Origin of the sequence: Kitasatospora sp. NPDC004615 (genome assembly GCF_042873545.1) — a bacterium.
Taxonomy (GTDB): domain Bacteria; phylum Actinomycetota; class Actinomycetes; order Streptomycetales; family Streptomycetaceae; genus Kitasatospora.
The window spans coordinates 297,047-322,141 of sequence record NZ_JBIALQ010000004.1 but is presented as its reverse complement, the minus strand read 5'-3'; the positions used below and the strand labels follow the sequence as shown (position 1 = coordinate 322,141).

22 protein-coding genes are annotated in these 25,095 nt (G+C 70.6%); 12 read left to right on the top strand and 10 right to left on the bottom strand.

Translation table 11 applies throughout. The annotated features are described in order from the left end of the window. Positions 1-38: 38 nt before the first annotated feature. Positions 39-1,076, top strand: coding sequence for an NlpC/P60 family protein (locus tag ACFYS8_RS16330; protein ID WP_387641418.1), 1,038 nt, complete (start codon positions 39-41; stop codon positions 1,074-1,076). 36 nt (positions 1,077-1,112) lie between these two features. Here the strand turns inward: ACFYS8_RS16330 and ACFYS8_RS16325 are convergent, their stop codons facing one another. Next, positions 1,113-2,063 (bottom strand): EamA family transporter, encoded by a 951-nt coding sequence (locus ACFYS8_RS16325; protein WP_387641415.1) that lies wholly within the window; start codon positions 2,061-2,063, stop codon positions 1,113-1,115. A gap of 91 nt (positions 2,064-2,154) precedes the next feature. Between ACFYS8_RS16325 and ACFYS8_RS16320 the strand changes: the two genes are divergently transcribed. The 3 genes from ACFYS8_RS16320 (at position 2,155) to ACFYS8_RS16310 (ending at position 5,751) form a co-directional block, all read left to right on the top strand. Continuing rightward, positions 2,155-3,039: a LysR family transcriptional regulator gene (locus ACFYS8_RS16320; RefSeq protein WP_387641412.1), complete on the top strand. Its 885-nt coding sequence runs from the start codon at positions 2,155-2,157 to the stop codon at positions 3,037-3,039. 241 nt (positions 3,040-3,280) lie between these two features. Then, the gene (locus tag ACFYS8_RS16315) at positions 3,281-4,600 is read left to right on the top strand and encodes a bifunctional o-acetylhomoserine/o-acetylserine sulfhydrylase (protein WP_387641409.1); all 1,320 of its coding nucleotides are present in this window, start codon (positions 3,281-3,283) and stop codon (positions 4,598-4,600) included. 8 nt (positions 4,601-4,608) lie between these two features. Then, positions 4,609-5,751 (top strand): homoserine O-acetyltransferase, encoded by a 1,143-nt coding sequence (locus ACFYS8_RS16310; protein ID WP_387641406.1) that lies wholly within the window; start codon positions 4,609-4,611, stop codon positions 5,749-5,751. Positions 5,752-5,783: 32 nt separating this feature from the next. Here ACFYS8_RS16310 and ACFYS8_RS16305 read toward each other — a convergent pair whose 3' ends face one another. Next, positions 5,784-6,206, bottom strand: a complete 423-nt coding sequence (locus tag ACFYS8_RS16305; RefSeq protein ID WP_387641404.1) for a DUF350 domain-containing protein — start codon at positions 6,204-6,206, stop codon at positions 5,784-5,786. Positions 6,207-6,351: 145 nt separating this feature from the next. Between ACFYS8_RS16305 and ACFYS8_RS16300 the strand changes: the two genes are divergently transcribed. The 3 genes from ACFYS8_RS16300 to ACFYS8_RS16290 all read left to right on the top strand — a co-directional run bounded on the left by ACFYS8_RS16300 (position 6,352) and on the right by ACFYS8_RS16290 (position 8,216). Beyond that, the gene (locus tag ACFYS8_RS16300; RefSeq protein ID WP_387641402.1) at positions 6,352-6,690 is read left to right on the top strand and encodes a hypothetical protein; all 339 of its coding nucleotides are present in this window, start codon (positions 6,352-6,354) and stop codon (positions 6,688-6,690) included. Positions 6,691-6,696: 6 nt separating this feature from the next. Further along, positions 6,697-7,926 (top strand): glutathionylspermidine synthase family protein, encoded by a 1,230-nt coding sequence (locus tag ACFYS8_RS16295; RefSeq protein WP_387641400.1) that lies wholly within the window; start codon positions 6,697-6,699, stop codon positions 7,924-7,926. 137 nt (positions 7,927-8,063) lie between these two features. Continuing rightward, positions 8,064-8,216 (top strand): hypothetical protein, encoded by a 153-nt coding sequence (locus ACFYS8_RS16290; protein ID WP_387641398.1) that lies wholly within the window; start codon positions 8,064-8,066, stop codon positions 8,214-8,216. A gap of 78 nt (positions 8,217-8,294) precedes the next feature. On the opposite strand, the gene ACFYS8_RS16285 is transcribed toward ACFYS8_RS16290, so the two are convergent. Next, positions 8,295-11,129 (bottom strand): AAA family ATPase, encoded by a 2,835-nt coding sequence (locus ACFYS8_RS16285; protein ID WP_387641396.1) that lies wholly within the window; start codon positions 11,127-11,129, stop codon positions 8,295-8,297. Between the two features lie 372 nt (positions 11,130-11,501). Between ACFYS8_RS16285 and ACFYS8_RS16280 the strand changes: the two genes are divergently transcribed. Further along, positions 11,502-11,996 carry a DUF5709 domain-containing protein gene (locus ACFYS8_RS16280; protein WP_387641394.1) on the top strand — a complete coding sequence of 165 codons (495 nt, stop codon included), beginning with the start codon at positions 11,502-11,504 and terminating at the stop codon, positions 11,994-11,996. Positions 11,997-12,029: 33 nt separating this feature from the next. Here ACFYS8_RS16280 and ACFYS8_RS16275 read toward each other — a convergent pair whose 3' ends face one another. Together ACFYS8_RS16275 and ACFYS8_RS16270 are read right to left on the bottom strand one after the other, a co-directional pair. Then, positions 12,030-12,746 (bottom strand): carbon-nitrogen hydrolase family protein, encoded by a 717-nt coding sequence (locus ACFYS8_RS16275; RefSeq protein WP_387641391.1) that lies wholly within the window; start codon positions 12,744-12,746, stop codon positions 12,030-12,032. A 504-nt stretch (positions 12,747-13,250) separates the two neighbouring features. Beyond that, positions 13,251-13,823, bottom strand: a complete 573-nt coding sequence (locus ACFYS8_RS16270; protein WP_387641388.1) for a chloramphenicol phosphotransferase CPT family protein — start codon at positions 13,821-13,823, stop codon at positions 13,251-13,253. Positions 13,824-14,366: 543 nt separating this feature from the next. Here ACFYS8_RS16270 and ACFYS8_RS16265 point away from each other — a divergent pair. Together ACFYS8_RS16265 and ACFYS8_RS16260 are read left to right on the top strand one after the other, a co-directional pair. Further along, positions 14,367-14,582 carry a heavy-metal-associated domain-containing protein gene (locus ACFYS8_RS16265; protein WP_387641386.1) on the top strand — a complete coding sequence of 72 codons (216 nt, stop codon included), beginning with the start codon at positions 14,367-14,369 and terminating at the stop codon, positions 14,580-14,582. Between the two features lie 736 nt (positions 14,583-15,318). Further along, complete coding sequence (locus ACFYS8_RS16260) at positions 15,319-16,323, top strand: GNAT family N-acetyltransferase (protein ID WP_387641384.1); 1,005 nt, start codon at positions 15,319-15,321, stop codon at positions 16,321-16,323. Between the two features lie 213 nt (positions 16,324-16,536). Here the strand turns inward: ACFYS8_RS16260 and ACFYS8_RS16255 are convergent, their stop codons facing one another. Continuing rightward, the gene (locus ACFYS8_RS16255; protein ID WP_387641381.1) at positions 16,537-17,382 is read right to left on the bottom strand and encodes a spermidine synthase; all 846 of its coding nucleotides are present in this window, start codon (positions 17,380-17,382) and stop codon (positions 16,537-16,539) included. Positions 17,383-17,569: 187 nt separating this feature from the next. On the opposite strand from ACFYS8_RS16255, the gene ACFYS8_RS16250 reads away from it, so the two are divergent. Next, complete coding sequence (locus ACFYS8_RS16250; protein WP_387641379.1) at positions 17,570-18,523, top strand: alpha/beta hydrolase; 954 nt, start codon at positions 17,570-17,572, stop codon at positions 18,521-18,523. A gap of 180 nt (positions 18,524-18,703) precedes the next feature. On the opposite strand, the gene ACFYS8_RS16245 is transcribed toward ACFYS8_RS16250, so the two are convergent. The 4 genes from ACFYS8_RS16245 to ACFYS8_RS16230 all read right to left on the bottom strand — a co-directional run bounded on the left by ACFYS8_RS16245 (position 18,704) and on the right by ACFYS8_RS16230 (position 23,759). Next, the gene (locus ACFYS8_RS16245; RefSeq protein WP_387641377.1) at positions 18,704-19,837 is read right to left on the bottom strand and encodes an AI-2E family transporter; all 1,134 of its coding nucleotides are present in this window, start codon (positions 19,835-19,837) and stop codon (positions 18,704-18,706) included. Between the two features lie 974 nt (positions 19,838-20,811). Beyond that, the gene (locus tag ACFYS8_RS16240) at positions 20,812-21,513 is read right to left on the bottom strand and encodes a glycerophosphodiester phosphodiesterase (protein WP_387641374.1); all 702 of its coding nucleotides are present in this window, start codon (positions 21,511-21,513) and stop codon (positions 20,812-20,814) included. Between the two features lie 197 nt (positions 21,514-21,710). Next, positions 21,711-22,124: a molybdopterin-binding protein gene (locus ACFYS8_RS16235; RefSeq protein WP_387641372.1), complete on the bottom strand. Its 414-nt coding sequence runs from the start codon at positions 22,122-22,124 to the stop codon at positions 21,711-21,713. Between the two features lie 327 nt (positions 22,125-22,451). After that, entirely contained in the window at positions 22,452-23,759 is a 1,308-nt protein-coding gene (locus tag ACFYS8_RS16230) for an ROK family transcriptional regulator (protein ID WP_387641369.1), read from the bottom strand. A gap of 86 nt (positions 23,760-23,845) precedes the next feature. Between ACFYS8_RS16230 and ACFYS8_RS16225 the strand changes: the two genes are divergently transcribed. Further along, positions 23,846-25,039: an MFS transporter gene (locus ACFYS8_RS16225; protein WP_387641367.1), complete on the top strand. Its 1,194-nt coding sequence runs from the start codon at positions 23,846-23,848 to the stop codon at positions 25,037-25,039. Positions 25,040-25,095: the final 56 nt, after the last annotated feature.

Genomic DNA, 25,095 nt, shown 5'->3' with positions numbered 1-25,095 from the left:
TCAGACGCATCCGACCGGAGCAGAAAGAAGGAGCCCACATGGCTTCCCATCGACGCCCGAAACAACCGAGCCGCGCCCGCACCTACGTCCTGACCGGTGCCGCCGCGACCGCGGTCGTGCTCTCGGCCCAGGCGAACGCACACGCCGCGCCGGCCCAGCCGAACAAGAACGAGGTGAAGGCCCAGGTCGACAAACTGCTCGAGGAGCAGGAGCAGTCGACCGAGAAGTACAACGGCGCCAAGGAACGGGCGGACCAGCTGCGCAAGCAGGCCGACCAGTTGCAGGACCAGGTGGCCCGCGGCCAGGAGCAGTTGAACGAGCTGGCCTCGGGGCTGGCGGCGGTGGCCGGCGACCAGTACCGGCACGCCGGCGTCGACCCGTCGATGCAGCTGATGCTCTCGTCCGACCCGGACAAGTACCTGGACCAGGCGTCGTCCTTCGACCAGGCCGCCAGCACCCAGTCCGCCACGCTGAAGGCGTTGCAGGAGCAGCAGCTCCGCTTGGAGCAGCAGAAGCGGGAGGCGGCGACGGTACTGGCCGAACTGGACAGCCGGACCCAGGAACTCAACGGCGCCCGGAGCACGGCGCAGTCCAAGCTGGCGGAGGCGCAGCGCCTGCTGTCCACGGTATCGGCGGCCGACCGGGCCTCGATCGTACGGGGCGACGACGGGTCCGCCTCGCGGAGTGCCTCCCGGGTCGATCCGGCCAGTTTGCCGGCAGCCAGCGGCGCGGCGAAGGTCGCGGTGGACGCCGCGCTCAGCAGGCAGGGTTTGGACTACGTCTCGGGCGCGACCGGTCCGAACACCTTCGACTGCTCCGGCCTGATGGTGTGGGCTTACGCGAAGGCCGGTGTCTCGCTGCCGCGCACCTCGCAGGCTCAGGCCGGCGCCGGCATCAACGTGGGCACCGACTGGCACAATGCCCAGCCCGGCGACCTGGTGATCTACAAGTCCGACCGGAGCCACGTCGCCATGTACATCGGCAACGGCATGGTGGTGCACGCGCCGAAGGCCGGTGACGTGGTCAAGGTCATGAAGGTCGACGCGATTTCGATCAACGTCATCCGCCGGGTCTGACGCGCGGGGGCCGAGGCCCCGGCACCCGATCGCCGATCAGCTCCGAGCGGGGGCGGGGCGGCGGTCGGGCAACTGTCCGGCGACGATCGAGGCCAGCGCGAGGGCGAAACCCACCAGCTGGACCGGGCCGAGGGTCTGGTCGAGCACCACCGCACCGAGGACGGCAGCCACCAGCGGAGAGAGCAGCCCGAGCACCGCGACGCCGGTGACCGGAAGGCTGGTGATGCCCTGGAACCAGAGGGCGTAGGTGAGCAGTCCGCCGATCAGGCCGAGCCACAGGTAGCCGAGCGCGGCTCGCCCGTCGATGGCCGGCGGGGCGCCCTCGAACAGGAAGGTCAGCGGCAGTAGGAACAGGCCACCGGAGGTGAGTTGCCATCCGGTGAGCGCGAGCGGGGAGACGCCTTCGGGGCGGCCCCAGCGCTTGGTGAGGGTGACGCCGAGCGCCATGGTGGCGGCGCCCCCGAGCCCGGCAGCCACGCCGGCGGCGTCCAGGGCGGCGCTCGGGCCGATCACCACCAGTCCGACGCCGAGTACGCCGACCAGGCCCCACAGCAGTCGTCGGCCGGAGAGCCGTTGGCGCAGGACCACCACGGCCAGTACGGCGACGATCATCGGCTGGGCGGCGGCGAGGGTTCCGGCCACTCCGCCGGGCAGGCGCTCGGCGGCGGTGAACAGCAGCGGCAGGAACAGTCCGATGTTCAGTACCCCGAGGACGGCGGCCTTGCCCCACCAACTTCCGCGCGGCAGCGTCCGGGTGACGGCCAGGGCGATCAGGCCGGCGGGCAGGGCGCGCAGCAGGGCGGCGAACATCGGGTGGCCGGGCGGCAGCAGCTCGGTGGTGACCACGTAGGTGGTACCCCAGACGGCGGGGGCGATCGCGGTCAGCGCGGTGCGCGGCAGGACGCCGCGGCCGCCGCCCGAACTGCCGGACGGTGCACGGGTGGTGAGCGGTTCGGCGGACGGGGTGGCGGTGCTGGTCGCTGTCATGCGGAGAGCCTGACTTTCACCCGATCGATGAGTCCAACACATGTTTGTCAGTGCATTGATCTCGTTTCGCGATGGATGCAGGATGGGGCGCATGGAGCTTCAGCAGGTGCGCTACGTCGTCGCGGTGGCCGAGACACTCAACTTCACCCGTGCCGCGGAGCGCTGCCTGGTGGTGCAGTCGGCGCTCAGCCATCAGATCTCCCGACTCGAACACGAGCTGGGCGCCCGGCTGTTCGAGCGCACCAGCCGTCGGGTGCGGCTGACCGCGGCCGGCGAGGCCTTCCTGCCGGCCGCCCGCCAGTGCCTGGAGGCGGCGGAGCGGGCGGCGGCCGAGGTCGCGGCGGCAGTCGGCGAGGTACGCGGGCGGCTCGCGGTGGGCCTGATCCCCACCGTCACCGCCGTGGACATCCCGTCCGGGCTGCACGCGTTCCGCGGCCGCCATCCGCAGGTGCGGATCAGCCTGCGGGTCGGCGCCAGCGACGACCTGATCGAACTGGTCCGCCAGGGCGCACTGGACGTGGCCTTCCTCGGTCTGCCACCGACGCTGCGCCCGCAGGGGGTGACGGCCCGTGAGCTGGCCCGCGGCCGCCTGGTCGCGGTCGTCGCGCCGGACCATCCGCTGGCCGCCCGCAGCCGGGTGAGCTTGCGCACGCTGGCCGCCGAGCCGTTCGTCGACCTGCCTGCGGGCACGGCCGGCCGTGCCCAGACCGATCTGGCGTTCAGCGCGGCCGGCCTGGTCCGTGATGTGGCGTTCGAGGTCACCGACGCCGCCTACATTCCCCGGCTGGTCGGCCCTGGCCTGGCGGTGGCGATGCTGCCCGCAGCGTACGTGGACCGGTTGACGGGCGTCGCCACCGTCGAGGTCACGGACGCACCGACCCGGATCGAGACGGTGGTGTGGAGCCGCACGGGCCGCACGCCGGCCACCGCGGCATTCCTCGATCTGCTGGGCATCCCGGCCGACGCGTCCACCTGAAATCAGCTCGTCCGACGATCAGATGATGACCCGTCAGGTCTCCGTGTCGTTTCGCCACATGTCCCCGCGTGTCCGCTCCTGCGATCCGCTGGCGGGTCGATCCCGCGCTGTGCTTACCTGACGCCGTGACCGCCCGGGCGGCCTTCCTCCCCCGCCCCGCGCATCTCTCACTTCCCCATCCCGCGACGGCTTCGCCCTGCCCGCGCAGCCGTCGTCATCCCCGCACGCGTACAGGAGCAGCATGTCCGAGCAGAGCCCCGTCGCCACCCCCGGCTGGTCGTTCGAGACCCGGCAGATCCATGCGGGCGCGCAGCCCGACCCCGCGACCGGGGCCCGGGCGGTCCCGATCTACCAGACCACCTCGTTCGCGTTCCGGGACACCGCGCACGCCGCCGACCTGTTCGCCCTTGCCGAGCCGGGCAACATCTACACCCGGATCCACAACCCGACCACCGACGTGCTGGAGCAGCGCCTGGCCTCCCTCGAGGGCGGGGTGGCGGCGGTCGCGCTGGCCTCCGGGCAGGCCGCGGAAACGCTGGCACTGCTGACGGTGGCCGGGGCCGGCGACCACCTGGTCTCCTCGGCGTCGCTGTACGGCGGCACCTACAACCTGCTGCGGCACACCCTGCCCCGGTTCGGCATCGAGGTGAGCTTCGTCGACGACCCGGACGACCTGGGCGCCTGGCGGGCGGCGATCCGCCCGAACACCAAGGCACTGTTCGCGGAGTCGCTGGGCAATCCGCGCGGCAACGTGCTGGACGTACGCGGCGTCGCCGAGGTCGCGCACACCGCCGGGGTGCCACTGATCGTCGACAACACCGTGCCCACGCCGTTCCTGCTCCGGCCGATCGAGCACGGCGCGGACGTGGTCGTGCACTCGGCGACCAAGTTCCTCGGTGGGCACGGGACCACCATCGGGGGCGTGGTGGTGGACGGCGGCACCTTCGACTTCGGCGCCCACCCCGCACGGTTCCCCGGCTTCACCGAGCCCGACCCGAGCTACCACGGCCTGCGGTTCTGGGACGCCCTCGGACCGGGCGCGTTCGCCGCCAAGCTGCGGGTGCAACTGCTGCGCGACCTCGGTCCGGCGCTCTCCCCGCACTCGGCGTTCCTGCTGCTGCAGGGCATCGAGACGCTGTCGCTGCGGCTGGAGCGGCACACCGCCAACGCGCTGGAACTGGCCCGCTGGCTCCAGGCCCGCGACGAGGTCGCGGCCGTCCACTACCCGAGCCTGCCGTCCAGCCGTTGGCACGCCGCCGCGCAGCACTACCTGCCGCGCGGCGCGGGCGCGGTGCTCTCGTTCGAACTGCGCGACGGCGTCGAGGCCGGGCGGCGGTTCGTGGACGGGCTCGAACTATTCAGCCACCTCGCCAACATCGGGGACGTGCGCAGCCTGGTGATCCACCCGGCATCCACCACGCACAGCCAGCTGGACGCCGAGCAGTTGGCGGCCACCGGCACCTCGCCCGGCCTGGTGCGGCTGTCGGTCGGGCTGGAGAGCGTCACCGATCTGAAGGCGGACCTGGAGGCTGGTTTCCGCTCGGCGAAGGGCGCGTCCTGAACGGCACCTTGGGCCTCGCCGTCCCGCCCGCCACCGGGGCCTGGCGGGACGGCGACCCGGCCGGCCGGCGGCGCTGGTTCACGCTGCCCGGGCCGCTCCCCCTGGAGGCGGGCGGCACCCTGCCGGGCGGGCGGCTGGCATACGAAACCTGGGGAACGCTCGCTCCGGACGGCTCCAACGCCGTCCTGGTGCTGCACGCGCTGACCGGCGACAGCCACCTCGCCGGGCCCGCTGCGGCCGGGCACCCCACGCCCGGCTGGTGGGACGAACTGGTCGGCCCCGGCCGGGCGTTGGACACCGACCGCTGGTTCGTGGTGGCGCCGAACGTGCTGGGCGGCTGCCAGGGCTCCACCGGGCCGTCCGCTGCCGCGCCGGACGGACGGGCCTGGGGCGGACGCTTCCCGTTCCTCACCCAGCGCGACCAGGTCACCGCCGAAGCCCACCTCGCCGATGCGCTCGGCGTGGGGCACTGGGCGCTGGTGGCCGGCGGGTCGATGGGCGGGATGCGGGCGCTGGAGTGGGCGGTGACACACCCTCGACGGGTGGGTGCGCTGCTGGTGCTGGCCACCGCGGCCGCCGCTTCCGCCGAACAGATCGCGCACGCCTCCGCGCAGCTGCACGCGATCCGCACCGACCCGGGCTGGCACGGCGGCGACTACCATCACTTGCCGCTCGGCGCCGGGCCGCACCGCGGCCTCGGCCTGGCCCGCCGGCTCGCCCAGATCACCTACCGCAGCGAACCCGAACTCGCCACCCGCTTCGGCCGCGCCCCGCAGCCCGGCGAACACCCTTGGCGCGGTGGACGGTTCGCCGTCGAATCCTACCTCGACCATCACGCGTCGAAGCTGGCGCACCGCTTCGACGCGGGCAGCTATGTCGTCCTCAACGAGGCGATGAACGCCCACGACCTCGGCCGCGGTCGCGGCGGGACGGCCGCCGCCCTGCGGCGGGTGACCGCGCCCGCGCTGGTCGCCGCCATCGACTCGGACCGGCTCTACCCACCCTCCCAGCAGGCCGAACTCGCCGCGCACCTGCCGCACGCCGACGCCCTGCGGGTGATCTCCTCGCCGTACGGCCACGACGGCTTCCTGCTGGAGACCGGCCAGGTCGCACCGCTGCTCGCCGAACTCCTGCCGGGCGCCGGCCGATGAACACGCACCGGGGCCCCAGGGATGACCGGCCGTCAGGCGATCGAGGCGGAGACGATCGCCGCGGCAGCCAGGTTGCAGCTGGCCGACACCCACACCGCCGGGTGCGGCTGATTCGACACCAGGATCGCGCCCAGCCGCCCCGGGGTGAGCAGGTCCAGCAGCCAGAACGCGAGCGCCATGAGCAGCAGCCCGAGAACGCCGAAGGCCAGCGTGGAGATCAGGCCCTTGCCGAAGTCGTCGTAGGTGGTGCGGATCGCGGTGTAGACGATGCCGCCGACGCCGAGCAGTGCCGAGCTGAGCAGCAGGGCGGCGTTGCGATTGCCCTCCGCCCAAATCAGCCGGCCGAGCTTGCCCGGGGTGAGCACATCGATCAGCAGGTAGCCGAGCAGCAACAGCACCAGGCCGACCAGGCCGTAGACGGCGGCCGCGCCGAGGCCGTGGGCTATGTCGTTCATCAGCGGGGCTCTCCCAGGGTCGGGCAGCCGCGCCGGGCCGCGCCATGGTCAAGGATCGGCAAAACATAACCCATCTCCCCGGCAGCCCGTCAGATTCCGACGGCACTGGACCTGACATCACATCTTCCGCGTACGATGGTCCGCCATGACACCGCCGCCGCCCGCCACTTCCGCCCCGGGCCTTCCGATACCGGAAGGCCGTCGCCGGTCCGGTTTCGTCACGCTGGGGATGGTCGGCACGCTCGCCCTCACGCTGTCCGGCTGCTCCTCCTCCAGCGCCCCGCCCAGCCGCTGCGTCGACCCGACCACGCTGAAGGTGCTGGACAGCCACTCCTGCTCGGGCGGAGGCTCCGGCGCGGGCCGCTGGTACTACTGCGGGTACGGCACCGACACCGCCAACGGCGGCACCTTCGACAAGGCCGCCACCAAGCGCGGTGGCTTCGGTTGCCCCAAGGGCAGCAGCAGCGGCTCGGGCGGCGGCTGACCCCTGATGCGCCGCCACACCATCACCCCGCGCCCCGACTGGCTGGCCACCGTCGAATCCCAGGGCCTCGTCTACGCGATGTGCTCCGACCCCTGCAACCAGGGCGGCCCGCACCCCTACTGGGACGAGAGCGCCTACTACGAGTTCTCGCTGCCCGAGGTCGAGGCCCTGGAGGAGGTCGTCGAGGAACTCCACGAACTCTCCCTCGCCGCCGCCGACCACGTGGTGCGCAGCGGCCGCTTCGCCGACTTCGGCATCACCGACCCCCGGCTCGCCGCGATCGTCGCTGAATCCTGGCACCGCCGCGACGAACAGCCCAGCGTCTACGGCCGGTTCGACCTCGCCTACGACGGCACCGGACCCGCCAAGTTGTTCGAGTACAACGCCGACACCCCGACCTCGCTGATCGAGGCCGCCGGGCCGCAGTGGTTCTGGCTGGAAGACCGCTTCCCCGACGCCGACCAATGGAACTCCCTTCACGAACGCCTGATCGCCTCCTGGCAGCGCCAGAAGCACCTGCTGCCGCCCGGGCCCGTGCACTTCGCCCACTCCCGCGGCGACACCGAAGGCGAGGACTGGCTGACCACCCTCTACCTCCAGGAGTGCGCCGAACAGGCCGGCCTGCAGACCATCGGCATCGCCATGGAGGACATCGGTTGGGACGGCCTGACCGGCCGCTTCGTCGATCTCGAACACCGCTTCATCCGCTCCGCGTTCAAGCTCTACCCCTGGGAGTGGCTCGCCGAGGACGAGTTCGCCGACCAGCTCCTCGACGTCATCGACCTCGGCGGCAGCACCGGCTCCACCCTGTGGATCGAGCCCGCCTGGAAGATGCTGCTGTCCAACAAGGCGCTGCTGGCCGTCCTGTGGGAACTCAACCCCGGCCACCCGAACCTGCTGCCCGCCTACCTCGACGGCCCGCGCGAACTCGCCGACCCCGACGGCCCCGGCTACGCCGCCAAGCCGCTGCTCGGCCGCGAAGGCGCGGGCATCCGCATCGTCGAACCGGACGGCACCCAGACCCGCCTCGCCGACTGGGCCGGCGACCCCGACCGCTACGGTGCCGAAGGCCACTGCTACCAGCAGTACCACCCCCTCCCCGACTTCGACGGCAACCGGCCCGTCCTCGGCACCTGGGTCGTCGACGGCGAATCCGCCGGCCTCGGCATCCGTGAAACCGACGACAGCCCCATCACCCACCAGGGCGCCCGCTTCCTCCCGCACGTCATCCGCTGAACTCCTTGTCCTGTCGACCCACCTCGGCCACTACGTACTCTTCGCCGTGCCGGATGGGTATCCCCTACGCATTGATCAGCCCACCGCCCACCGCAAAGCTGGTATTCGCTCTCCCCACCCCCAGTCAGGAGATCCGGATGACCCGCCGCGAACGCTTCCGCCTGTACGCCAGCGAGCACTTCACCGCACTCGCCGAACGCCCCGCCCCCCGCCGCGGCTTCGTCGAACGCCAGACCCGCCGTGCCACCCTCTCCCGCCTCGCCCGCCTGCCCCATCGCCCTCGTCCCTGAGTCCCGCGACTCGCTGATCCACCGCCTCTCGGCCCACACCTGCCAACTCGGCGCCCACGCCCGTCGGCTCACCGGCCGTCACGTCGCCGCCAACGCCTCCGCCACCTCCTTCCGCCCCACCCCGAGCTTCCGCAGCACGCTCGCCACGTGGTGCTCGACCGTACGTGGCGACAGGAACAGCGCCTGGGCGATGTCCTGGTTGGTGGCCCCTTGCCCAACCAGCTCCGCGACCTGCCGCTCGCGTGGCGACAGTGCCTCGCCGTAGCCCCGCCGCCCCGGCGACGCCATCCGCCCGAGGCCGAGATCGCGCCGGACGTGCTGGCAGCGCGCCGCGTCGGACGCGGCCCCGAGCGTGGTGAACGTCGCCTCCGCGGCGGTCAGCCGCTCGGCCGCGCTCTGCGCGTCGTGCTCGGCCAGCACCCGGGCCAGCCGCTCCTCCGCGCGGGCGGCCTCGTACGGCCGCCCGATCGCCCGCCAGGCGTCCCGCGCCCGCCCGAAGGCCTCGGCCGCGCCGTCGCCACCACTGGCAGCACCGCCGACACCGTCCAACAAGAAGCCCCTGGCCAGTTCGAGTCCGGCGTGCGCGGCCGGCGCATCGACGCCTTCCAACGCCTCCGCCGCCTCTTCCGTGAGGTGCCGGGCGGCGTCGATGTCGCCGACCGCCCGTGCGGTCTCCACCGCCAGCGGCAGCAGTTCCGCACTGCGCGCCCACGCCCCCGCCTGCCGCAGGATCGCCACGGCGGGCGCCACCACTGCGGCAGCCGCCGCCCCTCCGCGCTCGGCCAGTTCGAGCGACCCCAGACCGGCGGCAGCCCGCAGCGCGGCGGTGACCTGTGACTCCCGCTCACCGTACCTGGCCGCGCTGGTGAACTCGGCCCTGGCCACCGCCAACCGCCCCTGGGCGGCGGCCAGCCGGCCCAACAGCATGGCCCGTTCGGCACCCGCCATGGCCACGTCGGGGAACTCCGTTCCGAGCGCCGCGAACCGTTCCTCGAGCCCCTGCCACCGCCCGGCCAACCCGTCCAACCTCAGCAGGGCAATTCGGCTGTAGCACTCCAGGTAGGCGATCGAGGCCTGCCGGGCCAACGCCCGGCTCTCGGCGAGCAGCCGACCCGCCTGCTGGTCGTGCCCCGTGTCGAGGGCGATGTCGCCGACGTTGTACAGGGCGCGGGTGGTCTGCCGGACCACCTCGGGGTTGGTGGAGTGGCGCGGCAAGCGGTCCAGTTCGGGCCACAGTTCGGGGTCACCCTCGCGGGCCTGGAAGGTCAGCAGGGTGGCCCGGTACGCGGCGGTGACCTCCTCGTCCGGCTCGGCCTCCAGCGCTGCCGCAGCGTTCGCCATGCGCTCCCGGGCGGCAGCACCGGCACCGTCTCGTTCGTTCATCGCCAGCGCCAACAGTGCCCGCGCCGCCCGGGCGGGACGCCCGGCAAGCTCGTCGGCAGCCTGCTCGATCTGCGCGAACCCGGCGCGGTCGCCGCCCTGCACGGCCACCCGCAGGCCGAGCGTGAGCCGGATCTCGCCCCGATCGCCGACCGGCAGACGCGGGTCCGCGATGATGCCGACCAGCGCCGCGGTACTCGCGGTGTCGTCGGCGGCGTTCGCGGCGATCGCCGACAGGGCCCGGGCGACCCGCACCCGTCGCTCGGATGCCAAATCCGTTTCGGCCAGCAATTCGCGCAGCAGCAGCCCCGCATCCGCCGGATCACCCTGCTCCATCGCCTGCTCGGCCGCCGCTTCGGCCACCTGCTGCCACGCCTCCCGATCACCGAGGGCCCCGGTGTGTGCGGCGATCCGGATGAGCGGCTGCGGCTCGAGGCCGCGCAGCACAGCGATCGCCCGCCGGTGCAGCGCCGACCGCGACGGCCCCGGAATACGCCGGTACGCCACCTGCCGGGCAGGCTCCCGCCGGAAGGCGTACCGGGCTGCGGTGGGCTCGGCCAGCACCCCCGCCCGCAGCGCCTCCACCAGGCCCGCCGCCACCCGTTCGGCCGATAGCTGCGCCACCTCGCCGATCATCTCCTCCCCGGCCGGCTCACCCAGCACTGCGGCTGTCTCCGCCACCGCAAGCGCGTCCGATCCGAGCGCGGCCAGGCGTTCGGTGACCGCGTCCCGCAAGCCCCGCGGTGGCTCCGCGGCCATCAACGCCGCAACCGGATCGGAATGCGGGCCGCCGTCTCGCAAGGCCGTCAGGTCCTCCAGGACAACCACCGGAAGCCCCCCGGACCGCTCGCAAAGCACGGCTGCCAGCCCGGTCACCGCATCAGCACCCCACTCCCCGCCGACCATCTCCCGCACCTCGGACTCCCGCAAAGGACCGAGCTGGACCACCCCACCTGCCACCCCTGGCGGGCAGCGATAGGCCGCACCCAGCACCGACACACCTACCGCCATCTCCTCCGCCCGGTAGGTCACCAGCAACGACAGGCCCGGCAACGGATCCCTGGCCAGCAACAGCAAAAGCTCGCGGCTCGCCGGGTCCGCCCACTGCGCATCCTCGATCAGCAACACCACGCCACCCAGCGCACCCAGCAGCGCCCGCATGCCCTGCATCAGCCGGTACCGTTCGTCGCCGCCCTCGACCTCTCCCGGAAGCCAGGCTCCGATGTCAGGCAGCCACGGCCGAAGCGCACCCGCACTCGGTGGCAGCTCCGCCGCCTCCGCAAGCAACGGACCACTGCGTCGAAGCGCATCGAGCACCGGCCCGTACAGCGTCGGCTCGGCAACCGGATGGCAGCGCCCGGTCAGCACCCGCCCAGGCGCCACGCCGGCCTCCGCCAAAGCCTGTCGCACCAGTGCGGACTTGCCGACACCCGCCTCACCTTCCACCAATACCACCGAAGGTGCCGCCCGCAAGGCGGCGACCAACCGGGCCCGCTCACGCCGCCGCCCGACAAACCCCGGCACCCTCAACACCGCACACCTTCTCCGTCGACCGTTCCGAGCTCGCCCATCGGCGGGAGCACATCGCTTCCGCTCCGCTCATCATGCGCTGCTGCTCCACCACCCCGACCAGCTCCGCTCACCACCTCCCGTCGCCGCCGTCGATCCGTTGGCCACTCGACACGCCACCTCGTGGACCAACGGCTCCAAGCACCGCAGCGGGACCTGCCTCCGCCGCAATCTGCACGCGACCCCACCCCACCCGCAACGCCAACCTGCCCGGCCTTCCCGCGCCCTCCCTCTCAGGCTGCTGCCGCCGCGCCGTGTTGCGAGCCGGGTGGCTCCCTGGCGAGCATGAAGAAGCTGCGTGGGACCTCACCCCGAGTGACGAGGACAGGTGCTGTCATGACCGACTGGGACCCTCAGGACCCGGAACCCGCCGAGGACGACGGCGTTCTCGAACCGGCCGACTCCCTGCTCACGGACCGGCTCGACGACGACCCGCTGGACACCGGAGTCATCCCTCCCGACGGGTACTACGGCTCGACCGCGTACGGAACGACACCCGGGGAGGCCGCGCGCGGGGAGTCCCTCGACCAGTTGTTGTCCGAGGAGGAGCCCGACGACACCCCGGAGATGGTCGACGACCGCTGGAATGAAGGGCCGTCCCCACGGGCCGGACGCCTGGTCGAGGACGGAATCGACACCGCAGGCTCCGATGTCGGCCCCGACGGTGGGGCGGCCAGCGCCGAGGAGGCCGCCGTGCACCTGGTCTACCCGGACGAGGACGCCGAGGCACAGTTCGATGACGCAGCACCCGACGAGCCATTGCGCGAGGCCGTCCAGTTCACCGTTCTCGACGACCTGGCCGACCGGGTGCCCGACGACGAATTCCGCTGACGACCAACGCCCACCGCCGACTCCCGGCCTGTCTCACTTGCTCATCTCCACCTCCAGGTCAGCCACCAGCACCTGCGGACCCGTCTCGTCCGCCTCCGCCACCACGGCGCCGTCCGGAGCCCACACAGCGCTGCCTCCGCAGCCCGTCCACGGCCCGGCCACGCCCACATGATTGGCCAGCATCACGTGCATACCGGTCGCCTTCGCTATCGCCGGATGCACCGTCCGCCGCTCTTCCCTCCCACCTTCGGTGCCGTACAGCGAACTGGCGAGGTGCACCTGGCATCCCAGCGCCGCATTTCGCGCCGACACCTCTGGGAAGTGGTTGTCAAAACAGGTGGCCAGCGAGAAGCCGACCCCATCCAGCCAGAACCGGCCACCACCGCTGCCGGCTGCGAACACCTCCTGCTCGTTCTCGTACAAGTGCTCCTTCGCGTACGTCGTCACCACGTCCCCAGTCGGCCCGTACACGGTGCTGACGATCTGCGGTTGATTCCCCGGCCCCGCAGCGACGCCATTGACCACGACCGCGATACCGACACTGCGCACCGGATCGAGTCGCGCGTCGTTCGGCTCCGTCCACAGCCCCCGATCCGTGGCGATCATCCCGAGCTCATATCCGGTGAGGCACAACTCCGGCCCGAACACCACAGCCGCGCCGGCCTCCCGTGCCTGCTGCGCCAGCGCCGTGATCCGCTCGATGTTCGCCTCCACATCTCCCGGCACACATTCGAACTGAGTCGCCGCCACCCGAACCCGTCCCATGCTGCTTCCTTCCTCCGACACGCCATCACCCGTCTTGTTGACCGGCCATCACCACACCGCCCTTTCCCGGGCCCGAGTTGCGGGCCCGCCACCACCGCGCCACTAGCAACAGCACTTGTGGATCGCCCCGCCCCGCGCCCGACTGCTCCCGTCCCGATCAGGACAGTTCGAGGTACACCGTAGGGCGTCCGGCCCCGGCCTCCGGCGGGACTCCCAGTCGCCACCCGGAACCGGGCTCACGCGCCCTGCCGAACTGACCGCGACCGGCCCTCTGTTCTCCGTTGGCGGTCCGGGGCTGACCTTCAGTCAGCCCCGAACCGCACCTCGCCGCTCAGACCTGCGAGCCTCCGTCACCGACTCGTTCCGGTCGTTGCGACCGGCGACGTCACCCCATCAGCTCGCCAATTGGGCGGTGTCCCAACGTGATCGCTCTGTCCACCCCTCCCAAATTCCCACCCATTGCTCGGGCGGCTTTCTGGGGCATCGGGACTACCGGCGTATGCCCTCCCGCAGTCGCTCGAAGGCGGTCTGGTCCGGTTGGTTCGGCAGAAACGCTTTGATCCGCTCGGCACACTCGCGCGGCGAGTACGCTCCGCTGTCACATTCGAAGTCGTAGTCGCCGTGCTGGTGCACCAGGTCGTGCTGCCGGGCTGCCAGACCGGGGGGCCGGTCACCCCGAGCTTCCTCGCGCCGGGTCAACTCCTCCACGTCACAGCGAACCCCAACGAACATGACTCGGTAGGGACTGAGCACGTCCAAACAGTCGGACAGCCGCCACGGCTCGCTCAGGACATGGTCGACGATCACGTTGTTGCCGGCATCCGCCATCGCCGCGATCGACCGGTGAAATCCCTTCCTGGTCCGTTTCAGCGCCTCATCGAACTGGGCCTGCTCTATCGCGCGCATCGTCCGCATGGCGTTGAACATGTCGACGCCAAGATGGAACCAGACCTCGTCATCGAGAATTTCCAGCAACTCACGTGCGATGCTCGACTTTCCCGAGCTCGACGTTCCGTTGAGGAAAATAATGCGCCCTGGCGCTTCACTCATGTGATCACCCATTATTTCATTCCATTGATTTGACATCTCGACAAGTCGAGTCTCCGGCACGCCCATCGACCCCATCAGCCACCCATGCCAGAAACCGCATGCCGATCTATAGCTGGACCAAGGACGCCAAAGCCTCACCGACCCAGCCACAACGGTCCATCTGACCCAGCCGAGCCGAGCAACCCAAGACGGTTCACATTCCCGCCACCATCACCACCCGAGCCTTCGCAGGTTCAAGGCCAGAGTGAGCATTTCACAAAATTTCACCCCAGGCCCCTACGACCCAAAACCTTCCTATCAAATCCACACATCACGAACACTTCGGCAAGCACCATCGCCCGGCATGAGCGTCAGGCGACAGCGAATGCCGCTTATGCCTCACGCAGTCCGCCCTCGAGGCTCGGCCACCCTCCCTCCCTGTCGAGAAACCACTCCTTGGGGGCATTTGACAGTGCGCCCCGATGCCCCCATCCCGGCGCGCCCGTTGAGCAACACGGCGGCGCCTTGCCCCGCCAGACAACCCGCCACACGCAACCAGCTCAACGGAGGTAACCCATGTCCACCACCACTGTCTTCACCGTCGAAGGAATGAGCTGCGGCCACTGCGAACGGACCGTCACGGCCGAGTTGACCGCATTGCCAGGTATCACTGATGTCACCGTGGACACGCGGGCCGGCCAAGTCACCATCGAGTCGGCCCAGCCACTGGATGACGACCAGGTCCGATCCGCCGTAACCGGATCCGGCTTCATCCTCGGCGTCCGTATCTGATCTCCTGACATCCCCCAACACCGTCCGAAGTGCTAGCGGCCGGCGCCCACGTGCGCCAGCCTGCCACTCCACCCACTCATTCGCCGACACCTCCTCCCAGGTTCGCTGCCGCCAGTGACATTTCTACCGCCGCCGGATCAGCACCAACCGCACTCATGGTCGATATTTCCCGATCCACTCTTTCGAGTAATTCAGCGTAACCTGCTCCAGCCCTTCACCATCTACGCACCCGACGACCCTGATGCGCGTCGCTGCCCGGCCCCCTGTCGCACCAAAAACCAGCCCAGCCTCAAATGGATGCTTATAGAAAAAGCTTCATAACGCAGGCTATTTCAACAGTGCTTCACAACACAGGAACCTGCCAGGCTCTCCCGCTGAATATGCAAGCGCCACCACTCGGCACCGCCCCCGGAGCAACCCATTTCCCCGGCCGCAACAAGCCTGCGAAATAATCTCCGAAAAATAATTTGCGAACCACCCACCAACCTCTCTAAGCTTCGGGCCACTGACGGTGGATCGACTCTACCGACGGTCCAGTGCACGCCCAGCCGCAGAGTGGCTTCGCACCCACGATGCCCCGCACCGAGAGGAGGTCCTGTGGTGGTCCCGATAACTCAGCTCCGTCCCACAGCGCATCCGATCACCCGCGCGTCCAGCTGACACGCCCCCACTTGGGCGGTCGCCACGGATCATCGCGGTCGGGATGCGTCCACTACTCCCCTGCCTCGGAGACCCTGTGATCTTCCGCCCGATCGTCCTTCAAGAACTCGACACGGCCCTGACCTGCCTTCGGTCCGACCCGTCCACCACGATCTCCGCCGAGGTCGTCCGCGCCCGCATCGCCGATGGCGAGTACCGACCCGAATGGATCTGGATCGCGGAGGCCGGCCCTGAACGAGTGCCCTTGGCGCTCGCCATCTGGTGGGGCCTGCCCGACGACATCCTTCCCCGAAGCTTGGACGCACTGTTCACCACTGAGGCAGCCACAGCTCTCACAAACCTCGATACACCGGGGCCTGGAGCGCGCCTGCTGCCCAGCGACCCTCGCTCTGCGATCGCCGCCGCTCTGCTCACCGCAGCCCACCAGGTCTTCGCCGCCGACAGCCTGGCCGTCCCACCGGAGTACCACCTGTTCCTGCCTGCGAACTGGCGCGGCCAACCTGAGGCTGCGGCAGCAGTGGAGTGGCGCCGCGAGGCCGCGAAGCTGGCCGGCCTCCGTCTTGCCACCGAGCGTCTCCGTTTCGAGTGGGAAGCGGAGCGGCCAGTCCCCACCGTGTCCGAGCGGTTGGTGTTCACACCGGAACCCGACGACGAGGTCTTCGTCGATCTTTTCCGCCGGGCTCTACCGGGGAGCCTGGACGCGGCCACCACACGGGAGTCGCTGCTTCTCGGGCCGGCGGAGCAAGCCCGGAACGACGTCGCCTTCTACCACCATGACATGCTCGGTGACCGCTCCTGGTGGCGAATAGCTCGAACTCCCACGGGGCAGGTGGTCGGCTTCGGGATCCCCTCACGCAACTCCGCCGCTTCGGTGGTGGGCTATCTCGGAGTCCTTCCCGAGTTCCGCGGGCGGGGTTTCGTGGCGGAGATCCTCGCCGAGGTCACCCGGGTCCTCGCCACCGAGGCCATGGCAACCGCCATCCGCGCCGACACGGACCTCGCCAATCACCCGATGATCGCCGCCTTCGAACTGCTCGGCTACCGCGAGACAGCGCGCCGGCTTGTTCTCTCCGCAGACTGATCAGCCCCTCCACACAGCCAATCCGCCCGACCACGCGCGAAGTCGGCTGGACGGTCCGCCCACGCCGCCGCTCTCCAGCGTTCCGTCCAGCCGATGCCTCAGCCAATGTCCGGCTCGCCAGCCAAAGCCGACCAGCCGACCTCGCCTCCAGGGAAGGAGCTCGCCATCAGGTACGACTTCCAGCACAGCAGCCCGCGTGACCCGCTGTCCACCTCAGCTCAGCGAGAACGCCCCGGCCGGTGGCGGCGGCGAATCCTCGGCAGTCGCATCCGTGACCGGCTCGGAAGCCTGCTGCGGCGATTCCGTCAGCCTGGCAGGGAAGGGGTCGGAGGCGAGCCGCCGACTCAACTCCCCTGTGGGCAGCGGCTCATCGGAGCCGATCAGCAGAACGTTCCCGTACCGCCGGCCTCGCAGCACACTGGGCTCGGCCACCAGGCAGACATGAGCGAAGACAGCGGCGACGGTGGCCGCCTGGGCCTTGGCGAAGGCGAGTGGCGGGCCATCTGCGAGGTTCGCCGCGTAGCACCCGCCGGGCCTGAGCGTGGCGGCGGCAAGCCGGACGAACTCCACGCTGGTGAGGTGTGCCGGCGTCCGCGAGCCCCGGAAGACGTCAGCCACCACGACGTCGAATGTTCTCGGCGCCACAGATTCGAGTGCCGACCGCGCGTCGCCGACCACCACGTCGATGCCGGACGGCCAAGGAAGGTGCTCCGCGATGAACTCGGTCAACGGCCCGTCGACCTCAACCACTTGCTGCCGCGAGCCGGGCCGAGTATGTGCCAGGTAGCGGGGCAGGGTGAGCGCGCCACCGCCGAGGTGCAGGACGTCGAGCGGCTCTCCGGAGTCCGCGACCACGTCCAGCAGGTGCGCAATTCGCTGGACGTATTCGAACTCGAGATGCGTGGGGTCTTGGAGGTCGACATACGACTGCGGGGTGCCGTCGAGGGTGAGCAGCCAACCGCCCTCGTCGTCGATGTCGGGCATCAGCTTGGCTGTCCCCAGCGCCACCTCGCGCTCGACGGGGCGCGGCTCCGGTAGGCCGGCGGCCGGGCCGGTCATCGGACAGCCCTCCGGAAGGTGACGGTGAGGAGAACGATCAACGAAGGGGCAGCCATGCGGGCAGCTTAGGCCCGACCAGGGCAGTCTTCCCAAACGGAGCGGCTTACCGACCGGTATGGTCGCGGAAGTGGCACCGCCTCGAACGGCCTCGGGGCGGCGAGCAGAGCAGGAAGTGGGTGTGGTTGACATGGAGTTCCGCGAAGACATCCTGGGTGCCCCGTACGAGGCGGCGGAGCTCCCACTGATCCCGGACGAAGAAGGAGAGGTCAGCGCCACGCTGGTCCGCCGGTTGGTTCCGGGATCCCGCCAGGCGGTGCTGTACTTGCACGGCTACACCGACTACTTCTTCCAGACCCACCTCGCCGATCATTTCACCGCCGCCGGCTATTCCTTCTACGCCCTGGATCTCCGCAAGTACGGCCGGTCGATTCGGCCCCACCAGTCCCCCAACTTCGTCACGGACCTCGCCTCGTACGACGAAGAACTGGACGAAGCCGTCCGCGTGATCCGGGAACTCGACGGCCACAGTCGGGTGCTGGTGAACGGGCACTCCACGGGTGGGCTGGTGGCGGCACTGTGGGCGTCCCGTCGTGGTGGACGTGGACTGGTCGACGGTCTGTTCCTCAACAGCCCGTTCCTGTCGATGCCTGCCCCACCCGCAGTCCGCAAGCTCGGGGCGCCGGCCCTCGATGCTCTCGGCCGGGCCGCCCCCACCCGGAAGTTGCCGGCACCGCTCAACCCGCACTATGTCCACAGTCTTCACCGGAAGCACCGCGGTAGCTGGGAGTTCGACCTCGCGCTGAAGCCGGCCGAGGGCTTCCCGCTCTACGCCGGCTGGCTGGCGGCGATCCAGCGCGGACACCGTACGGTCCGACGCGGGCTCTCCCTCGGCTGCCCGATCCTGATGATGGCTTCCACCGCGTCCACCGTCACCAGTCGGTGGGATCCCGCACTGACGCACACCGACGCGGTCCTCCGCGCCGACGACATCGCCGCGCTCGCACCACGCCTCGGCCAGCACGTCACCACTATCCGCATCGAAGGCGGTATCCATGACCTGGTCCTCTCGGCCGAGCCGGTCCGGGCCCAGGTGTTCGCCGAACTCGACCGCTGGCTCGCCGCTTACTTCCCCGCTCCCTGACCACCGCACCACCACCGGGGCAACCACCCAACCCGACCCGGTGGTGCTGCCGAACCGTCGACCCGGTGTCGACCGCCGGGACCTCAACCCAGGAGGCCATCGCTGACCAGCAGTCAGATCCGCAGCTGTCCGCCCCACCCAACTACGTTCGCCACGGCAAGCCGCTGATCAGCGAACACCTCAGCTCTCGGAGCGCACTCGCCTGCGGCGGCTCGTGGGCGCCCCAGGTGTCTCCGCGCCGCCACGCAGCACCGACACCACGCCGAGGCCGGCCGCGCTGACCGGCACGGCGAGCAACGCTCCGATGATTCCGGCGATCCCGGAGCCGGCCACCACGGCGATCATGATCGTCGCCGGGTGGAGCTCGACGGTGCGGCTCTGAATGACCGGTTGTAGCACGTTGCCTTCGATCGCCTGCACTGCCAGCACCACGCCAAGAGCCCAGAGGGCGGTGCCGAGACCGCCGTTCGCCAGGGCCACGAGTACCGCCACAGTCCCGGAGAGAAAGGCCCCGACGAACGGAATGTAGGACCCCATGAAAACGAGAGCCCCCAGTCCGGCCGCACCCGGAACATCGAGGAGCAGCAGTCCGATGGAGATGAATGTCGCGTCGATCAGCGCGATTAAAGTGGTGCCGCGCATGAAGCCGGCCATGGCCGCGAAGGCCTGCTGACCGCAGGCGATCACCGTGTCGGAGTGCTTGCCCGGCATCAGTTCGTGGATGGCGTCGGCAAACCGATGGCCGTCGCGCAGAAAGAAGAAGACCAGCGCGAGGGCCAGCACTCCTCCGGTAAGCAGCTGAGTGACCAGGCCAAGTCCCGACAGGACCCCGTTGGCGAGGGAATCCACCAGGTTGCTTCCCGAGCCTGCGCTCTGCCGAAGCGCGTACTGGATCCTGTCGCCGAGTGGTCCGAGCCACGAGGCGATCCGGTCGCCCGCCTGTTGGAGTCCCGCAGCGATCTGTGGGGCGCTGTTCACCAGAGAGTTGACGAGCAGTGCGATGCCTCCGGTGACAACGAGGACCAGGGTGGCACAGGTCAGTCCAGCTGCCGCTCCACGGCCGACGCCCCGGTTCACCAGCCATGGCATGACCGGGTAGAGCAGCGCGGTGGCCAGGAGTGCAACCACCATCGGGATGGTCGCTGCTCTGAGCGCCACGACCACGAACACCGCGGCCACGGCGACGGTGACGAAGAGGATCACCGCGGCCGACCAGGCAGCGGCGGCTCGAACGGATGGCGGCAGCATCAGGGCCGGCCTCCGATCGTCCGGCGCCGTACTGCGGGTGGCCACCACCGCGCCCGTTTCCGACAAGCCCTCAGCATCTATGGAGGTGCACGCACTTGACGTCGATTGCTCGCCAGTTGCCGGCACCGTACCGGAGGGGCGCCGGCCGCCCTTCCCGGCTTTCTCGCCGGAGGCAGTACCGCCAGCCCTCTCTCCGCTGGTCTCACCAGCTGCGCCGTCATCGGCCGGACCGGAGTCTCCGCCCAAGGACGGTCTGCGATCAGCAGGCCCAGATGCGCCGGAGTTGTCGGCCGGCTCTGCCCCTGATGGGTCACCCGCCGAGTCGTTCACATTGGGCTGCTCCGAGCCGTCCTCGTCACCGGACGGCGTTGGCGGCCCGGGGTGCTCGTTCGGTTCGCGAGGTCCCGGGGGGCCTTCCGTTGCCACCGCCACCTCCGCCCACGCGCCGCCATGATCGTGTCATTTCAGCACACACCTGCCGTCACAGCAGGTAGTCGCCTGTGGGGCGGCGCGCCGCCCACGCCGCCGCCGAACGGACCATCAACTCGTCAGCGCTACCTGGCTCCCAGCCCAACCCAGAACCCCTGCCGCCCACTACGCCCTCGCACTCCCGGACACGCTGCCGGGTCGACAAGCAGATTGGACATACTGTGACCGCACCTGTCAGCACTGTCTGCACGGCATTCGCCTTCCTCTCCAAGGCGTCCGCTCGGGTCTTCGGCATCGCACGGAGGACAACACACTGGCGTCTCCTCCGGCGGCTCGCCGACGAGCCCAACAGCAGTGGGGTGTCACGAGGCTCGCCGACCCCTGAGACACCGCCCGCCGCAGACGTCGCACGCAGTGCAGCCCCGATGCCCGCACACCGGCTCCATCGCCGGAGCAGGGCCCAAGGCCCGACGTTCGAGCCTGCGGTCGGCCTCACGGCGGCCACCGACCAGAACCGCGACCGCAGCACCGGTTCGGACATCAAGTCGGTGCGCCACAGCCCTTCAGCGTCGGGCCCGGCCCGACCGGCGGCGCGGCCCGGGCGCCCCGGCTCAGCGGGCGTGCTGGTCGATCGTCCGGCGCAGCAGGGCCACTCGGTTGGAGGTGAGCGAGTCGACGCCGAGGTCGAGCATTCGTCGCATCGTCCTGCGGAGGTCGACGGTCCAGGTGGCGAGGGCGAGGCCGGCGTCGTGCACAGTCGCCACCAGTCGCTCGTCGACCAGCCCGAAGGGGGGATTGAGGTAGCTGGGGCGCAGTTCGTCCAGCAGCCGCTGCTTGGGCAGTTGAAGTCGGTTCCAGGTCAGCGAGATCTCCGCCTGGGGTGCGAGCTCCCGCACGGCGAGCATCGCGGCGACGGACCCGCAGAATGCGACGCGGTCGGCCAGGCCGAGATCGCTGACGGTGCGCCAGGTCGCGGCGGCCGGCTGGGCGTCGTCCAGGTCGACCAGCAGCTGTCGGCCGTCGGCCTGTGCGACGACCGGAAGGATCTCCGCGAGGGTGGGGATCCGGAGGCCGGGCGTGGCCAATTCATCGAGCTGTTCGGAGGTCACGCGGTTGATCGGGCGCGGGTCGTTCCAGAGCCGTTCCAGGGTCCGGTCGTGGAGCAGGACCGGCACGCCGTCCCTGGTGAGTTGGACGTCGACCTCGACGGCGTCCGCTCCCGCCGCGAGGGCGGCACTGACCGCGGGCAGGGTGTTCTCGCGGTACTGGTACGGGTCACCACGGTGGGCAACGGCGCGCACGCGGCTCTTCAACGGGGTCGTCCTCTCACACGGTCGGGCAGCTCACACCACGGGTCGCCTCGCCGGCGGTTGGCCGCAGAACTCCGCATCCTAGGCGGCGCCCGCTCGTCGCTGTGCAGGTACCTCCGATACCTGGCGGCGGGCATCACGCCCCGCCGGGCCGGGAGGCCACTGCAAACGCGGCCTCGGCTCATCGGCCGGGCAACGGGTCAACGGCGTTCGACCACGACGTTGGTCGACTTGATGACGGCGGTGGCGGGTGCCCCGGGCACCAGACCGAGCTCCTCCGCGGAGTCGCGGCTGATCAGCGAAACCACCCGGAACGGCCCGGCCTGGATTTCCACCTGTGCGGCCACGTCGCCCAGCACCACCGCGGTCACAATCCCCGGGAACCGGTTTCTGGCCGAGGACCGGCCTTCCGCCTCGCTGTTCTCGGGGCGCGCCAACTCACGTGCGAAGGCGGCGAGTTCGGCCCCGGCAATGATCCGGTGCCCGTGCTCGTCCCGGGTCGCCGGCAGTCGCCCCACATCCACCCACCGCCGCATGGTGTCGGCGCTCACCCCGAGCATCGAGGCCGCCTCGCCGATGCGGTACGGGTGGACGGGCGGGTCGGGGATGACCATGGATGCAGCTCCTGGGCAGCTCACGGAAGGTGGGACAGACTCCGCCATCCTGCCCTACCGGCAACCGGCCCCGTACCGACCCCACCATCAGTGGCCCCCGAACCGCCGCCCGGACGATCGCGGCTGGGTCTCCGGATCGGCCCCAACCTCAGCCGCGCCGCAGCTCCCGACGACCACGCCAAGGCGGCAGTCAGCAGTCGCGGCGCCGATCCAGTCCCTCGAAGGCCCTGCTCACCCCAGAAAGCGCGCTGCCCACGCACGACCCGACCACCCGCCGGCCGCACGAAACGACCACATCCAACCCGCGCATCGGCCACGACCGGAGCCTCACTCGCCTCCGAACAGCTCGCGCCGCACCGCGTCCCCGGCGGTCAGCACTGCACCGGCGAGCACGGCGCCGCCACCGGCCGTACCGGCGCGGACTTCGGTGGCGAGTGGGGAGAGCCGGGCGAGTTGGCGCTCGACCCGGGCGGCCAGTTCGGGGCCCCCGGCCTGGCCGATCTCACCGCCCAGCACCACACAGCCGGGGTCGAGTACCACGCAGATCGACGAGGCTCCGACGGCGATCCGTCCGGCCAGTTCCTCCAGGAAGTCGCGGGCTCCGGTCCGGACCGCGAGTCGTACGACGGCTTCGGCGCCGGGTTCCGATCCGTCAGGCTCGGCGTCCAGGCCGTGGCGGGCGCCGAGTTCGCAGATCGCGGCGCTCGAGACCAGCGAGTGGAATCCGCCGTCGCACCGGGTGGCGTCCGGCAGGCCGCCGGTTCCCGGGACGGGCAGGAACCCGATCTCGCCGGTGCCGCCGGAGGCTCCACGTCGCAGCCGACCATCCAGGACGACCGACGCGCCCACGCCGTGGCCCAACCAGATCAGGGCGAAGTCCTTCCGGTCCTGGGCTGCGCCGATCCGGTGCTCGGCGATCCCGGCCAGGTTCACCTCGTTCTCGAGGATCACCTCTGTCCCGCGGCGGGCGCGCAGGGCGGCGAGCAACTTGGTGTGCCACTCGGGCAGTTTCCCGGAGTTGTTGAGTGCGCCGCTCACCGGGTCCACCAGCCCGGGCGCGCCGACCGCGACGGTGTGCAGGTCCTGCGCACCGGCCGCAGCGGCGGTCGCGAGTAGTGCCTCGACCGTCCGCTCGACGAGCAGATCGCCGTCCCCCGGCCCGCCCTCGGCGGACACGGCTGTTCCCGCCCTGGTCGGCGCCGAGACATCAGCAGCGGCTCCGGCGGTTCCGGCCGCCCCATCGACCGCGGTCGGAGGCCTGCCCGATCCCTCGGCCTCGCTCCGCGCCGATGCCGCGATGGTGGCCGTGCCGAGGGTGCGGCCGGTCAGGTCGGCAACGACCAGGCTGACACCGGTGGCGCGGATGTCGATCCCGGCGAGGTGCGCCCGATCGGAGACCAGCCCGTACAGCCGGGCGTTGGGGCCCCGGCGGAGTGCGGCGCTCTCCCCTGCCTGGGCGACCAATCCGCTGCGTTGGAGACGTTCGAGCAGGTCGGCGACGGTGGGCCGGGAGAGTCCGGTCAGCGTGCGCAGGTCGGATGCGGTGAGCGGGCCCCGTTCGAGCAGCAGGTCGAGGGCGAGCCGGTCGTTGATGGCCCGGGCGGTGCTCGGCGTGGCAGTGCGAGCGGTCGTCATGAGCCTGCATCCTTCCAGAGGTTTCTATCAGGCAGGGTCCCTGATAGTTTATTTCCAATCCGACCGACCCAAGGGGGGAGCCCGGCGTGGGCGAAACTCTCAAGGACGTCCGGCGCGCAAGGCTGAGTGTGGCGCTGGTGTTCGCCGTCCACGGAGCCGTCACCGGCACCTTCGTCAGCCGCATCCCGTGGATCAAGGACCAGCTGGATCTGAGTCCCGGCCAGCTCGGTCTCGCCCTGGTGTTCCCGGCGATCGGCGCCTCGATCGCGATGCCGCTGGCCGGAGGCATCGTGCACCGCTTCGGCGCCCGGGCCGCGCTGCAGGGCCTGTTGTCGCTGTGGTGCCTGTCGCTGGCGCTGCCCGCGCTCTCCCCGCACCTGGTGGTCCTCTGCCTCTCGCTGTTCATCTACGGCGCGACGTCCGGCATGTCGGACGTGGCGATGAACGCCCAGGGCGTCGAGGTCGAGGAACGGCTCGGCCGGTCGATCATGTCGGGTCTGCACGGGATGTGGAGCCTGGGCGGTCTGGTCGCCTCCGGCTTCGGTGTGCTGGCCGCGCATAAGCAGGTGGACGCCCGGATCCAGTTCGCGGTGACCGCACTGGTTCTGGTGCTGCTCGCACAAATCGTGTCGCGCGGAGTGCTGGACGTTCGGCCGGCCGTCGACGAGGAGGCACCGCCCCGCTTCGCACTGCCACCTAAGGAGGCACTGCTCATCGGTCTGGTCGGGTTCTGCGCGGTCTTCGCCGAGGGCGCGTCGATGGACTGGAGCGGCGTGTACCTGCGCGACGTCACCGGCGCCTCCCCGTCGATTGCCGCCGCGTGCTTCACGGCCTTCGCCGCCACCATGGCCGCAGCCCGCCTGGCGGGCGACGCGGTGATCCGCAGCCTCGGCCCGGTGCGCACGGTACGGGTCAGCGGCGCGGTCGCCGGCGTCGGCGGACTGCTGGTGGTCGTCGCCGACAGCCCGTACCTGGCCATTCCGGGGTTCGCGCTGATCGGCATAGGTATCGCCGTGGTGGTTCCGCTCGCGTTCGCCGCCGCCGGACGGGCCGGTACCAACCCGAGCCAGTCCATCGCCGGCGTCGCCACCATCACGTACACCTCCGGCCTGGTCGCCCCGGCCGTGGTGGGCGGCATCGCCCAGGCGAGTTCGCTGACGGTCTCGTTCCTCATCGTCACGCTGCTGGCGGCCGCCCTGATCCCGTCCGCCACTGCCATGCGCCAGCGCAGGTCGGCGGACTCGCCGGCCGCATCGGGCTCCCTGGAGCCATCACGCTGAGACTGTGCCGGCAGCCGGACCGCCGGCGCCACCGGCCAAGCCGCCAACCGAACCGC